Source organism: Saccharomonospora sp. NPDC046836 (genome assembly GCF_040645195.1).
GTDB lineage: Bacteria > Actinomycetota > Actinomycetes > Mycobacteriales > Pseudonocardiaceae > Prauserella_A.
In genome coordinates, this window is record NZ_JBEYXW010000014.1 from 1 (window position 1) to 13,620 (window position 13,620).

The 13,620-nt window shown below is 71.5% G+C and carries 13 protein-coding genes and 1 rRNA gene; 11 read left to right on the forward strand and 3 right to left on the reverse strand.

Going from position 1 to position 13,620, the window contains the following annotated elements; genetic code table 11:
• The 9 genes from rrf to ABZ863_RS17355 all read left to right on the forward strand — a co-directional run.
• A 5S ribosomal RNA gene (gene rrf / locus ABZ863_RS17315) occupies positions 1-88 on the forward strand; the annotation flags it as partial.
• A 97-nt stretch (positions 89-185) separates the two neighbouring features.
• Positions 186-1,946 (forward strand): hypothetical protein, encoded by a 1,761-nt coding sequence (locus tag ABZ863_RS17320; RefSeq protein WP_358536367.1) that lies wholly within the window; start codon positions 186-188, stop codon positions 1,944-1,946.
• Positions 1,939-2,937, forward strand: a complete 999-nt coding sequence (locus ABZ863_RS17325) for an HAD-IIA family hydrolase (RefSeq protein WP_358536371.1) — start codon at positions 1,939-1,941, stop codon at positions 2,935-2,937. Before ABZ863_RS17320 ends, ABZ863_RS17325 begins: the two co-directional genes overlap by 8 nt.
• A 50-nt stretch (positions 2,938-2,987) precedes the next feature.
• Positions 2,988-3,194, forward strand: coding sequence for a hypothetical protein (locus ABZ863_RS17330; RefSeq protein WP_358536373.1), 207 nt, complete (start codon positions 2,988-2,990; stop codon positions 3,192-3,194).
• A gap of 2 nt (positions 3,195-3,196) precedes the next feature.
• The gene (locus ABZ863_RS17335) at positions 3,197-4,015 is read left to right on the forward strand and encodes a TlyA family RNA methyltransferase (protein ID WP_358536376.1); all 819 of its coding nucleotides are present in this window, start codon (positions 3,197-3,199) and stop codon (positions 4,013-4,015) included.
• Positions 4,012-4,956 carry an NAD kinase gene (locus ABZ863_RS17340; RefSeq protein WP_358536379.1) on the forward strand — a complete coding sequence of 315 codons (945 nt, stop codon included), beginning with the start codon at positions 4,012-4,014 and terminating at the stop codon, positions 4,954-4,956. Before ABZ863_RS17335 ends, ABZ863_RS17340 begins: the two co-directional genes overlap by 4 nt.
• A 46-nt stretch (positions 4,957-5,002) precedes the next feature.
• Positions 5,003-6,811 carry a DNA repair protein RecN gene (gene recN / locus ABZ863_RS17345; RefSeq protein WP_358536382.1) on the forward strand — a complete coding sequence of 603 codons (1,809 nt, stop codon included), beginning with the start codon at positions 5,003-5,005 and terminating at the stop codon, positions 6,809-6,811.
• A 97-nt stretch (positions 6,812-6,908) separates the two neighbouring features.
• On the forward strand, positions 6,909-8,093 hold the full coding sequence (gene steA / locus ABZ863_RS17350; protein WP_358536385.1) for a putative cytokinetic ring protein SteA: 1,185 nt from the start codon (positions 6,909-6,911) through the stop codon (positions 8,091-8,093).
• Positions 8,090-9,037 (forward strand): copper transporter, encoded by a 948-nt coding sequence (locus ABZ863_RS17355; RefSeq protein ID WP_358536388.1) that lies wholly within the window; start codon positions 8,090-8,092, stop codon positions 9,035-9,037. Before steA ends, ABZ863_RS17355 begins: the two co-directional genes overlap by 4 nt.
• 15 nt (positions 9,038-9,052) lie before the next feature.
• Here ABZ863_RS17355 and ABZ863_RS17360 read toward each other — a convergent pair whose 3' ends face one another.
• The 3 genes from ABZ863_RS17360 to aroA are packed head-to-tail and all read right to left on the reverse strand — an operon-like array spanning position 9,053 to position 11,205.
• Positions 9,053-9,553: an SRPBCC family protein gene (locus ABZ863_RS17360; RefSeq protein ID WP_358536392.1), complete on the reverse strand. Its 501-nt coding sequence runs from the start codon at positions 9,551-9,553 to the stop codon at positions 9,053-9,055.
• Positions 9,550-9,909, reverse strand: coding sequence for a metalloregulator ArsR/SmtB family transcription factor (locus ABZ863_RS17365; protein WP_358536395.1), 360 nt, complete (start codon positions 9,907-9,909; stop codon positions 9,550-9,552). The genes ABZ863_RS17360 and ABZ863_RS17365 overlap by 4 nt, the downstream gene beginning before the upstream one ends.
• Positions 9,910-9,930: 21 nt before the next feature.
• Positions 9,931-11,205 carry a 3-phosphoshikimate 1-carboxyvinyltransferase gene (gene aroA / locus ABZ863_RS17370; RefSeq protein WP_358536398.1) on the reverse strand — a complete coding sequence of 425 codons (1,275 nt, stop codon included), beginning with the start codon at positions 11,203-11,205 and terminating at the stop codon, positions 9,931-9,933.
• Positions 11,206-11,291: 86 nt separating this feature from the next.
• On the opposite strand from aroA, the gene ABZ863_RS17375 reads away from it, so the two are divergent.
• Entirely contained in the window at positions 11,292-12,992 is a 1,701-nt protein-coding gene (locus ABZ863_RS17375) for a CTP synthase (protein ID WP_358536401.1), read from the forward strand.
• A complete protein-coding gene (locus tag ABZ863_RS17380; RefSeq protein ID WP_358536404.1) occupies positions 12,989-13,615 on the forward strand; it encodes an NUDIX hydrolase in 627 nt (208 codons plus the stop codon). Before ABZ863_RS17375 ends, ABZ863_RS17380 begins: the two co-directional genes overlap by 4 nt.
• The last annotated feature ends 5 nt before the right edge of the window (positions 13,616-13,620 follow it).

Below are 13,620 nucleotides of genomic sequence, written 5' to 3' on the forward strand. Positions count from 1 at the left end.
CGGTCCCATTCCGAACCCGGAAGCTAAGCCTGCCAGCGCCGATGGTACTGCACCCGTGGGGGTGTGGGAGAGTAGGACACCGCCGAACAAAACTTCGGGGAGGCCCGTTAGAGTTGGTCTGTTGACCGGCTCTAACGGGCCTTCGTCATGTCTACATCAATAACAGCAGCACAGTGGGAGGACACGTGTCCGAGTTCGGTCGGCGGGACTCCGGTAAGAACGGCGAGTCCGCTCGACCGCAACACCGGAACTCCGGTAAGAGCGGGGCCGGCAGCCACGGCCGTGACCCGAGCGGTAAGCGGGGCAGTGGCCGGTTCGACGACAGGCGTACCGGTTCGTCCGGCGGCCGCGGCGCGTCCCGGGACGATCGTTCGTGGGGCGGGAAGAAGACGGGTCGTGATGGCAGGCCGTTCGAGCGCCGCGACGACCGGCCGCGCCGGGATGAGGGTGGGTCCGACCGTCCCGGGGGTGGCTGGCGGGACGACCGGCCGCGCCGAGACGACCGCGGCCAGCATGATGACCGGCCGCGACGCGATGACCGGCCACGTTACGACCGCCCCTCGCGCGACGACCGCTCGCGGGGCCAGGATCGGCCATGGCGCGATGACCGCTCCGGACGGGACGATCGCCCGCGTTCCTCCGGGGAAAGCCGTTCCCGCGGTTATGACCGGCCCGGGCGCGACGACCGCTCACGACGCGATGACCGGCCGCGTTACGACCGCTCCTCGGGCGAGGGCCGCTCCCACGGTCAGGACCGCCCCCGGCGGGACGATCGCCCGCGTTACGACCGTTCCTCCGGTGAGGGCCGCTCCAGCGGTTATGACCGGCCTAGGCGCGACGACCGTGCCCGCGATGAGGGTCGGCCCCACCGTGCTGGCGGTGGCCGGCGGGACGACCGCCCGCGGCACGATCATTCCTGGCGTGACGACCGGCCCCGCCGAGACGACCGCGGCCAGCGCGATGACCGTTCCAAGCGGGATGACCGCCCGCGTTATGACCGCCCTCGGCGCGACGACAAGCCGCAGCGTGACGATCGTCCACGGTACGACCGTTCCTCGGGCGAGGACCGCTCCCGTGGTCACGATCGCCCCCGGCGTGACGACCGTCCGCGGCACGATCGGCAATCGCGCGATGACCGGCCCCGGCAGGACGATCGCCCGCAGCGTGACCGTCCCTCCGGCGAGGGCCGCTCGCGCAGCTACGACCGCCCCGGGGACGACAAGCCGCGGCACAAGCCGCGGCCGGACCGCAGCGACGAAGCCGTCGCGCGGGAACTGCTGGAAGCACCCGAACTGCCAGAGGACATCCAGTTCGACGACCTCGACGCCGACGCGCGCCGTGAGCTGCGGTCACTGCCGAAGGACCTCGCCGAGCGGATCGGCAGGCACCTCGTGGCGGCCGGCATGCTCATCGACGAAGACCCGGAAGCAGCGCTCGCCCACGCGAAGTATGCGAAATCGATGGCATCCCGGATTCCGATCATCCGCGAGGCAGTGGGGCTCGTCGCGTACCACGCCGGCAAGTGGTCCGAGGCGCTGACGGAACTGCGCGCGGTTCGCCGGATGACCCGCACCGATGCTCACGTGGCCGTCATCGCCGATGCGGAACGCGCTGTGGGCCGTCCGGAGCGGGCACTGGACATCGCCAAGGAAACCGACATGGCGAGCCTGCCGAAGGATGTCGCCGTGGAGCTGCGGATCGTGGCGGCAGGAGCCCGGCGCGACCTCGGTCAGCTGGACGCGGCCGTCGTGGCGCTGCAGAGTGACGACCTGGACCCGAAACGCCGCGAGCCGTGGAGCGCGCGACTGTTCTACGCCTACGCCGACAACCTCGCGGCCGCCGACCGCAAGGACGAGGCAGTGCGCTGGTTCCTGCACGCCACAGAGGCCGACACCGAGGAGGAGACGGACGCGGCCGAGCGAGCGGCGGAGCTGGCCGGTGAGTGACGCCGCGCTGCTGGACCGGCACGACGCCCTCCTGTTCGACCTCGACGGCACCGTCTACCACGGCGCACGGCCCATCCCCGGCGCCGCCGAGGCGATCGGCCGCGCCAGGGAGCGCAGCACGCCCGTCCGGTTCGTCACCAACAACGCGTCCAAGGCTCCCGATGCCGTCGCCGAGCACCTGCGCACGGTCGGCGTGCCCGCCGCGCCGGCGGAGGTCAGCACGAGCGCACAGGCGGCGGCGCACGTGCTGCGGGAACGGCTGTCTGCTGGGGCGAACGTCCTCGTCGTCGGCACCGGCTCGCTGGCGGCCGAGGTGGACGGTGCCGGGCTGCGCTCGGTCCGCAAGATCGGCGACGAGGTGGTCGCGGTCGTTCAGGGGCACTCCCCGAAGACCGGATGGGCGGATCTCGCCGAGGCCTGTATCGCCATCCGCTCCGGCGCGATATGGGTGGCGTGCAACAACGACGTCACCCTCCCGACCGAACGGGGGCTGCTGCCGGGCAACGGCGCGATGGTCGCGGCGCTGCGCGCGGCGACCGACCGCGAACCGATCGTCGCGGGCAAACCGCAGCCCCCGCTTTTCCGTGCCGCCGCCGCGTCGGCGCAGGCGCGGAGCCCGCTGGTCGTGGGCGACCGCCTCGACACCGACATCGCCGGAGCCGTGGCCGCAGGCATGGACGCACTGCTGGTGCTGACCGGGGTCTCGACCCCCGCGGACCTGCTCCACGCCGTGCCGGCCGAACGACCGCGGTACGTCGCCGCGGACCTCAGCATGCTCACCGGTAAGGCCGACGAGCTCGAGATCGGGCCACGGCCGGGCTGGCGGGTCGAGCCGGCCGGGACGGGCCTGATCGCTGCGAGTGACGGGGGACGCGACGGGATCGAGCTGCTCCGGGCCCTCTGCGACGCCGCGTGGCGGCACGGCGTGACAGCCGTGCGGGCAGCGGACGAGCCGACCGCCGGTGCGCTCGCGGAGCTCGGCCTGAGCTGACAGTCACGCCACCCGGACAGATCGGATAGCGTTGTGGGGTGCACGAACACATGAACTCCGCACCGCGGCCGGTTCCTGGGCCACCGCCTGGCCTGCCCGGCCCTTCGTCGCAGGTCACCGACCCGCGCGCAGGGATCGACGAGGCGATCGTCGGACTCGACGCACTCGACGACCTGCCACCGGCCGAGCACGTCGAACGGTTCGACGCGGTGCACACCGAGCTGGCCGTCGCGCTGTCCAGCATCGACAAGGTCTAGCGATGCCGCGCAGGGCGCGCCTGGATGCCGAACTCGTGCGCCGCGGACTGGCGCGGTCAAGGGACCACGCCAGCTCGCTCATCAGCGAGGGCAAGGTAACCGTGCGCGGGATGGTGGCCAGCAAACCCGCCAGCGGGGTCGAATCGGATGTCGCGATCGTGGTGCGCACCGGCGACGACCCGGGCTGGGCCTCGCGTGGAGCGCACAAGCTGCTCGGGGCGCTGCAGGAGTTCGGCCGACGCGGTTTGTCCGTCCGTGGCAAGCGTTGTCTCGATGCGGGTGCCTCCACCGGGGGCTTCACCGACGTCCTCCTCCGGGAAGGCGCGAGCACGGTGGTCGCCGCCGACGTGGGGCGCGGGCTGCTCGACTGGCGGCTGCAGACCGACGACCGGGTGGTCGTGCTCGACAAGACCAACGTTCGCAACCTGACGCCAGACCAGATCGGCGGGCAGGTCGACCTCGTGGTGGCGGACCTGTCGTTCATTTCGCTGCGGCTCGTACTGCCCGCACTGGCCGCCTGCGCGGCCGAGGGGGCCGATCTGCTGCCGATGGTCAAACCGCAGTTCGAGGTCGGCAAAGAACGCCTTGGCAGCGGCGGGGTCGTTCGCGATCCCGAGCTGCGGGCGCAGGCCGTCCTCGACGTGCTCGCCGAGGCCGCCACGCTCGGGCTGCACACGTCGGGTGTGGTGGCGAGCCCCCTGCCAGGGCCATCGGGCAACGTCGAGTACTTCGCGTGGCTCCGGCGGGACACCACCGCCGGCACCGCTGATGTCGACGTCGAGGAACTGGTGCGCACCGCCGTCCAGGAAGGGCCGTCGTGACCGAACCCTGCGACACGCGAGAAGTGCTCCTCGTGGTTCATCCGGACCGGGACGCCACCCGGGGTGCCGCCAGAGCGGTCGCCGCCCGGCTGGCCGCGGCCGGCATCTGGCTGCGCGTCATCGACGGTGAGGTCCGCGAGCTCATCGCACCGAACGACGACATGCCTTGCACGATCGTGGCACCCGAGTCGGATCCGGCCAAGGGCGCGGAGCTCCTGCTCGTCCTCGGTGGCGACGGCACCCTGTTGCGGGCCGCCGAGCTGGCCAGGCCCGCGGGCGTGCCGGTGCTCGGCGTGAACCTGGGCAGGGTCGGCTTCCTCACCGAGGCCGACTCCGACGCGCTCGCGGAGACCGTCGAACGGGTCGTGCAGGGCCGCTACCGCATCGAGGAGCGGATGACCGTCGACGTCACCGTGACTCTCGGCGACAGAGTCATCGCCGAGACGTGGGCGTTGAACGAGGCGAGCGTCGAGAAGTCCTCTCGCGAGCGGATCCTCGACGCGCTGATCGAGGTCGACGGCAGGCCGGTGTCGTCGTTCGGCTGCGACGGGGTGCTGTGCTCGACGCCGACCGGCTCGACGGCGTACGCCTTCTCCGCAGGCGGGCCCGTGGTGTGGCCGGAGGTCGAGGCGCTGCTGGTCGTGCCGAGCAACGCGCACGCGATGTTCTCCCGGCCGCTGGTGGTGTCGCGGAACTCGGTGATCACCGTGCAGGTCGATCCGGATGGCTCGCCCGCGGTGCTGACCTGCGACGGGTTGCGGCACATCGAACTCGTCCCCGGCGCGCGGGTCACCGTTGTCGCCGGGCGGATCCCGGTCAGGCTGGCCCGCCTGTCGGACGGGCCGTTCACCGACCGCCTCGTCCACAAGTTCTCCCTGCCGGTGAAGAGCTGGCGGGAACGCCACGACCGGCGTGGTACCCGGCGCGCCGAACCTTCCTGACGCGAGGCGCCCGCAGAGTGTCGGCGGGTGCCGCTACGGTGGTGGCGTGCTGGCCGAGATGCGCATTCAGGGCCTCGGGGTCATCGACGACGCCCTGCTCGAACTGCACCCGGGATTCACCGTGGTCACCGGGGAGACCGGCGCGGGCAAAACCATGGTCGTCACCGGTCTGCACCTGCTGTCGGGTGGCCGGTCGGAGGCGTCCAAGGTCCGGACCGGCACCGCGAAGGCGACCGTCGAGGGGCGTTTCGACAGCGTCACCGGTGAGCAGGCCATCCGGATCGTCACCGACGCCGGAGCCGACATCGACGAGGACGGCAGCGTCATCGCCCTGCGCTCGGTGAGCGCGGACGGGCGCTCGCGTGCCCACCTCGGAGGGCGCTCGGTGCCCGTCGGTGTCCTGGCCGAGTTGTCCGAACAACTGCTGGCCGTGCACGGGCAGAACGATCAGCTGCGCCTGTTGCGGCCCGCCGAGCAGCGGGCCGTGCTCGACCGGTTCGCCGGTGCGGCGGTCGCGGCGCCGCTCACCGAATACCGCCGCGTGCGGCAGGAGTGGCTTGCCGTGGCCACCGAGCTGGCGGAACGCTCCAGCCGTTCCCGCGAACTGGCGCAGCAGGCCGACCTCATGCGGCACGGGCTCACCGAGATCGAGGCCGTCGCACCGGAGCCCGGCGAGGACGCCGAGCTCACCGAACAGATCAAACGGCTCGCCGCGGTCGACGAACTGCGTTCCGCGGCCAGCGTCGCGAGCGCGGCCGTCACCGGGTCCGCCGAGGGCGATCCCGACCAGCCGGGTGCGCTCGGCCTGATCGCGGAGGCGCGCAGGCGGCTTTCCGGCGCCGAGGACGGCGCACTGCGGGAGCTCGCACCGCGGCTGGCCGAGGCCGAGGTGCTGCTCGGTGACGTCGGTACCGAGCTCGCCGGGTATCTGGAGACGCTCGACGCCGACCCGGAACGTCTCGAACAGATCCTCGCGCGGCAGGCCGAGCTGAAGAAGCTCACCCGCAAGTACGCCGCGGACGTCGATGGTGTGCTCGCGTGGGCCGAGGACGCGCGCGAGCGGCTGGCCACCATGGACACCTCCGACGAGGCACTGGCCGAGCTCGCCGCGCGCCGCGACGAGCTGGCCGCGGAACTGGCCGGGCACGCCGCAGGCGTGTCGGCCGCACGGTCCGCGGCGGCCACCACCCTGGCCGGGGAGATCACCGCCGAGCTCGCGGGGCTCGCCATGGGACAGGCCCAGATCGAGCTCACCGTCGGCAGCCGTCCGGCGGAGCAGGGCGATCCGCATGCGCTGCGGGTCGACGGCACACTCGTGCACGCAGGCGCCGACGGCGTCGACGAGGTGGAGTTGCTGCTGAAAGCGCACCCTGGCGCGCAGCCGCTGCCGGTGCACAAGGCCGCCTCCGGTGGTGAGCTCTCCCGGGTCATGCTCGCCATCGAGGTCGTGCTCGCGCACGCCGACACCGTGCAGACGCTGGTGTTCGACGAGGTCGACGCCGGAGTGGGTGGCCGGGCGGCGGTGGAGATCGGCAAGCGGCTCGCCACGCTCGCGCGCAGCCACCAGGTGCTGGTCGTGACCCACCTGCCGCAGGTGGCCGCATTCGCCGACCGCCATCTGGTCGTCGACAAGGGCACGTCCGCCGGGATCACCCGCAGTGGTGTGACCGTGCTCGCCCAGTCCGAGCGGGTGGCGGAGCTGGCCAGGATGCTCGCCGGGCTCGACGGCACCGAAACAGGCCGCGCGCATGCCGAGGAGCTACTGGGCGCCGCCGAAGAATTCAAGAAAGCACCCGAAAAGGTGACATCTCGTCGCGGTAGCAAGAAAAAGTCGGGGAACCGCAAGCAATCGTGACCGTCTGCTGTGGAGCCCGGCACAGCGGACGCTATTCGCCCGGCCCCCTCCGGCGTGGCGCGGGATTTTTCGCGCGCCCGTTTGTCAGTATCGGCTCATGAAGCTCACCGGCCTACTCGCGCGAACCAAGGAGGAGCTGCCCGGGGTGAACGGAATCGCCCGGGTCGATCGGCGCACCCGGGAGTTGCTGCGCAGGGTGGGGCCCGGTGACATCGCTGTGCTCGACCAGATCGACCTGGACCGGTCGACAGCCGACGCGCTCGTGCAGGCCGAGGTCGTCGCGGTCGTCAACGCGGCACCGTCCATTTCGGGCAGGTTTCCCAATCTCGGTCCGGAAATCCTTGTCGGCGCGGGTATCCCGCTCATCGACAACGTGGGCAACGAGGTGCTGCGGCGGGTCAAGGACGGCAGCCGGATGCGCGTGCTCGACGGAGTCGTCTACCTCGGCGAGAACAAGATCGCCTCGGGGACCGTGCAGACCCCGGAGACCATCGCCGACCAGATGATCGAGGCCAAGGCCGGCATGTCGACGCAGCTCGAAGCGTTCTCGGCCAACACCATCGAGTTCCTGCGCCGCGAGCGCACGCTCATCCTCGACGGCGTCGGCGTGCCCGAGCTGCGGATCCCGCTGCGTGACCGTCACGTCCTCGTCGTGGCTCCCGGCAACGGGCACGCCGAGGATCTGCGCAAGCTCAAGAAGTACATCGCCGAACATCGCCCGGTGCTCATCGGGGTGGATGCCGCCGCCGACACCCTGCGGGCGCAGGGCTACACCCCCGATGTGATCGTCGGAGACCCCAGCGGAGTCCAGGCCGACACCCTGAAGGCGGGTGCCGAGGTGGTCGTGCCCGCGCAGCCGGACGGGCACGCTCCCGGCGTCGAGCGCATCCAGGACCTCGGCATCGGCGCGGTGACGTTCCCCGCGTCGGGCAACGCCGAGGACCTCGCCCTGCTGCTCGCCGACGCGCATGACGCGAGCCTGGTCGTCACGGTGGGTTTCCAGGCCACCCTGCGCGAGTTCCTCGACCACGGCCGCTCCGGGTCGAACCCCTCCACGTTTCTCACCCGGCTCAAGCTCGGGACCAAGCTGGTCGACGGCAAGGCCGTCGCCACACTGCACCGCAGCCGCGTCTCGCTCGGTGCGGTGGTGCTGCTCGTGCTCGCCGCGCTCGCCGTTGTGGCCGCGGCTCTGCTGGTGTCCGATGTCGGCGAGGTCTACCTCGACGGGATCCGGGACGCCTGGAATTCCTTTGTCGACTGGGTCAAGGGGCTCTTCACGTGATCTCTCTGAGGTACCACATCGTCTCCATCGCGGCGGCCTTCCTCGCGCTCGCGATCGGTGTCGTACTCGGCTCCACGGCACTGAACGGGACGTTGCTGTCCGGGCTGTCCGACGAGAGGGGCGAGCTGGCCCGGCAGGTGTCCGACCTCGAGGCCGAGCGCAACGCGCTGTCGGCACGGTTGTCCGACGCGGACGCCTTCGCCGGGTCCGTGGGCGACACGGTGGTGGCCGGTCTGCTCGACCGGCGCTCGGTCGTGCTCGTCACCACCGAGGACGCCCGGCCCGCCGACCGGGACACGCTCAAGGACCTGATCGGCAGGGCCGGCGCGTCGGTGACCGGTGAGCTCCAGCTGACCGAGGCATTCGCCGACCCGGCCAGAGCCGACCAGCTGCGCGAGGTGGTGACCCGGCTGCAACCGGCCGGTGCGCAGTTCCCGACCGCGGGAGACCCTGGCACGCTGGCAGGTGCGCTGCTGGGATCCGTGCTGCTGTTGGACAGGGACGACGCGCAGCCGCAGTCGTCGTCGGCCGAGCTGACCGCCGCGATCGCCGGCCTCGCCGATGGCGGTTTCGTGAAGCCGAGCCAGGACGTGCGGCCTGCCCAGCTCGCCGTGGTCCTGACCGGCGGCAAGGCCAGCGGTGATGGCGCGGGGGACAGGGCCGCGACCCTGGCGCGGTTCGCCGCGCAGTTCGACCGTTCCGGCGCCGGTGTGGTGCTCGCCGGTGCCCCGTCGTCGGCCGAGGGAAGCGGGGCGATCGGTGTCGCACGCTCGGACACCTCGATCACCTCCGTCTTGTCTACTGTGGACAATGTCGACACGGAGGCGGGCCGCATTGTCACGGTCCTGGCGCTGCGTGAACAGCTCGAGGGCGACGCGGGCCGGTACGGGGTCGCCGGCAATGCCCAGGGCCCCGCGCCCGGTGTGAACCAGCAGGGCGGCTGACGACCCCACCGGTTCTCAATCCTGCGGCGGCAGCGCCTCGTAGTAGGGCTTCTGAGCCGGGTAGTAGTCGTCGAAGTCCGGCAGCGCCGTTCCCTCGCGTGCGGCGACGAGCAGATCGAGGTAGTACTCCCAGCCGGGGCCGATCTCGCCGACGCCCTCGGTCGACTCGCGGTGTTGCACGAACCGCAGTTCCGTCGTGCCGTCCTGTTCGGCCAACTGCAGCTCGATCCGCCAGGCGCCGGCATCGTCGGTCGTCGACAGGGCCAGGCGCCGCGGGGGCTCGCAGGCGTCGATGCGCATGTCGGACCACGGCGTGCCCTCCTCGAACACCTGCTGGACCTGGATGGTGTTGCCCGGTGCGGCCGCACCCTTCCACGGGCCGAACCAGCGGGCCGTGCGCTCGGACTCGGTGACGCTCGCCCACACGTCCTCGATGGGGGCGCGGAACGTGCGGGTGAGCACCAGGTCGTAGCCGCCGGACGTGCGGAGGAGCCTGCCTGTGGGATTCGGGGTCATGCAGTGTCCTTCCTCGGTTGCCGGATCGGTGCCTGCCCGCGCCGCTCCCGGCGGGTGCGGTAGACCTCGGTTTCGAGTGCGTCCAGCCGCTGCTCCCAGCCGCCGGAGCTGTCGAACTGGGCCAGCCAGCCGGCGAGCTCGGCCAGCGGTGCCGGGTCGAGTACGTAGAACCGTTCCCGCCCACTGGGTTCGGCGCGAACCAGGCCGGCCTCCCGCAGCACCCGCAGGTGACGACTGATGGCGGGGCGGCTGATGTCGAAGTGCGCCGCGATCTCGCCCGCCGTGCGGCCGGTCTCGCGCAGCAGGATCAGGATCTCCCTGCGCACGGGGTCGGCGATGGCCGCGGCGGCTTCCACGGCAAAAGCGTAACCGATGAGTTACGCGTTCGCCAGCATCTCCTGCCAGGCCGCGACGAAACCGGGGAACGTCTTGCCCACGGTCGCCGGGTTCTCCACCTCGACGCCCGGCACCCGCAGGCCCAGCACGGCACCGGCCATCACGAGCCGGTGGTCGTCGTAGGTGTGGAAGGTGCCGGCATCCAGGGGCGAGGGCCGGATCCGCAGACCGTCCTCGGTCTCGGTGACGTCACCGCCGAGTGCGGTGAGCTCGGTGGCCAGTGCTGCCAGCCGGTCGGTCTCGTGCCCGCGCAGGTGCGCGACACCGGAGATCACCGAGGGGCCGTCCGCGAGACACAGCAGCGCCGCGATCACCGGGGTCAGCTCGCCGACCTCGTGCAGGTCCAGCGTGGCGGCGCGCACCTGGCCGGTACCGGTGACCGTGAGGCCGGCGTCGTCGAGCATCACGCCGCCGCCGAGCTCGCGGACGAGGCTGCGCAACCAGTCGCCGGGCTGTGTCGTCTCCCGCGGCCAGCCTGCGATCCGCACGGTGCCGCCCGTCACCAGCGGTGCGACGACGAACGGCGCCGCCGTCGACAGGTCCGGCTCGACGGTGTACTCGCCAAGCTCCAGTGCGGTGTGCGGCACGTGGAACTCGTCCCCGTGCCGCTGCGGCGCGGCGCCGAAGCGGCGCAGCATGTCCAGCGTCATCGCGATGTGCGGCTCACTCGGCGGTGTCCCGGTGAGCCGCACGGTGACGCCCGTCGCGAAGGCGGGCGCGGCCAGCAACAGCGCCGAGAGGAACTGGCTCGACGCCGAGGAGTCCAGCTCCACCGCGCCGCCGCGCAGGCCGCCCTGCCCACGCACGGTGAACGGCGGGGCGCCGCGTCCGGCGTCGTCGATGTCCGCACCCAGGTCGCGCAGCGCACCGAGGAGGGGAGCGAGCGGGCGGCGGCGGATGGCCGGGTCGCCGTCGAAGTGGACCGTGCGGCCGCCCAGCGCGGCCAGCGGCGGGGTGAAGCGGGCGACGGTGCCTGCGTTGCCGAGCGCGACCGTCACCTCGCCGGAACCCTGCGTCAGCGGGCGCACCAGAACGCCGTCGCCGGTGTGTTCCGACGTCGCCCCGAACTCCGCGAGTGCGGCCAGCATGAGCCGGGCGTCGCGGGAGTCGAGCGGTTCGCGCACCAATGTCGGCCCCGCCGACAGCGCGGCCAGCACGTACGCGCGATTGGTGATCGACTTGGACCCCGGAACCCGGACCACGGCCTCGACCTTGTCCGTGGCGACGGGTGCTGTCCAGGAGTTCTGCTCGGGCACGGCACTCACTGTCGCACAGTCGCCGCCACGCGGGCGTGCAGAGGCGTGCGGCGCGATCGCGGACAGGTGGGATAAGGTGGAAGCCCGTGGGACTTCAGCCGCGGACAACCAAGTACGTCTTTGTCACCGGAGGCGTCGCCTCCTCTCTGGGTAAGGGGCTCACGGCGTCCAGCCTGGGGCAGCTCCTCACCGCTCGTGGACTCCGGGTCACGATGCAGAAGCTCGACCCCTATCTCAACGTCGACCCTGGCACGATGAACCCGTTCCAGCACGGCGAGGTCTTCGTCACCGACGACGGCGCTGAGACCGACCTCGACATCGGTCACTACGAGCGGTTCCTCGACCGCGACCTCTCCGGCTCGGCGAACGTCACCACCGGGCAGGTGTACTCCTCGGTGATCGCCAAGGAGCGGCGCGGCGAGTACCTCGGCGACACCGTGCAGGTCATCCCGCACATCACCGACGAGATCAAGTCCCGCATCATGGCCGTCGCCGAGTCCGACGGCACCGGGCTGCGTCCCGACGTGGTGATCACCGAGGTCGGCGGGACCGTCGGCGACATCGAGTCGCTGCCCTTCCTCGAGGCGTGCCGGCAGGTCCGCCATGACGTCGGCCGGGACAACTGCTTCTTCCTGCACGTGTCGCTGGTGCCCTATCTCGCGCCGTCGGGTGAGCTGAAGACCAAGCCCACGCAGCACTCCGTCGCCGCACTGCGCAACATCGGTATCCAGCCCGACGCGCTGGTGTGCCGGGCCGACCGCGAGCTGCCGGAGGAGCTCAAGCGCAAGATCGGGCTGATGTGCGATGTCGACACCGAGGCCGTTGTCGCCTGCCCCGACGCACCGTCGATCTACGACATCCCGAAGGTGCTCCACCGCGAGGCGCTCGACGCCTACGTGGTGCGCAGGCTCGGGCTGCCCTTCCGCGACGTCGACTGGACAGTGTGGGGCGATCTGCTGGACCGGGTGCACAACCCCACCGAGACGGTGCGCATTGCCCTCGTGGGCAAGTACATCGACCTGCCCGACGCGTACCTGTCGGTGACCGAGGCGCTGCGCGCAGGCGGGTTCGCCCACCGCGCCAAGGTCGACATCGTCTGGGTAGCCTCGGACGAGGCCACCACCCCGGCCGGAGCCGCGGCCGCACTGTCCGGTGTGGACGGTGTGCTGATCCCAGGTGGATTCGGGGTGCGCGGGATCGAAGGCAAGATCGGCGCCATCAACTACGCGCGTACCCGCAAGATACCCGTGCTGGGCCTGTGCCTCGGCCTGCAGTGCATGGTGATCGAGGCCGCTCGCGGTCTCGCTGACATCACCGACGCCAACTCGGCCGAGTTCGACGAGACCACGCCGAACCCGGTGATCTCCACGATGGCCGACCAGAAGGACGTCGTCGCAGGGGACCGGGACATGGGCGGCACCATGCGGCTCGGGGCCTACCCGGCGAAGCTGCTGCCCGGCTCGCGGGTGGCCGAGGCGTACGGCACGCGCGAGGTGTCCGAACGGCACCGGCATCGCTATGAGGTCAACAACGCCTACCGCAAGCGGCTCGCCGCGGCGGGGCTGGTGTTCTCCGGCACCTCGCCGGACGACCGGCTGGTGGAGTTCGTCGAGCTGCCCAAGGACGCCCACCCGTTCTTCGTCGGCACGCAGGCGCACCCGGAGCTCAAGAGCAGGCCGACCCGCCCGCACCCGTTGTTCGACGCGTTCGTGCGCGCCGCCGTGTTGTACCGCACGGCTGAGCGCCTTCCCGTCGAGCTGCCGGAAACTCCGGTGGGCGCCCGGTGAGCGAGCCCGGTACCCATGACTTCACCGTGGTGTCCTCTGAGGACATCCACATCGGACGCGTCGTCGGGCTGCGGATCGACGAGATCGTGATGCCGGGCGGTCACATCGCGCGGCGCGAGGTGGTCGAGCACCTGGGTGCGGTCGCGGTGTGCGCTGTCGGTGACGGCGGTGGCGTCACACTCATCCACCAGTACCGGCACCCCCTGCGGGACCGGCTGTGGGAGCTGCCTGCCGGGCTGCTCGACAAGGACGGCGAGGACCCGGTGGACACCGCGCGCCGGGAGCTCGTCGAGGAGGCCGGGCTGACCGCGCGGCGCTGGGACACGCTGGTCGATGTCGCGGCCTCGCCAGGATTCACCGACGAGGTGGTGCGTGTGTACCTCGCGCGCGACCTCACCGCGGTGGACAGGCAGGCGCATGGCGACGAGGAGGCCGACCTGGTGATCGCGACCGTGCCGCTCGCCGAGGCGGTGCGGATGGTGTTCGCCGGCGAGATCGTCAACGGCGCGACCGTCGCCGGGGTGCTCGCCGCGCACGCCGTGCTCACCGGCACAACGACGCCACGGCCTGCCGACGCGCCATGGCGCGACCGCCCCACCACGTTCGCCTCGCGCGCCCGCTAGGCCGG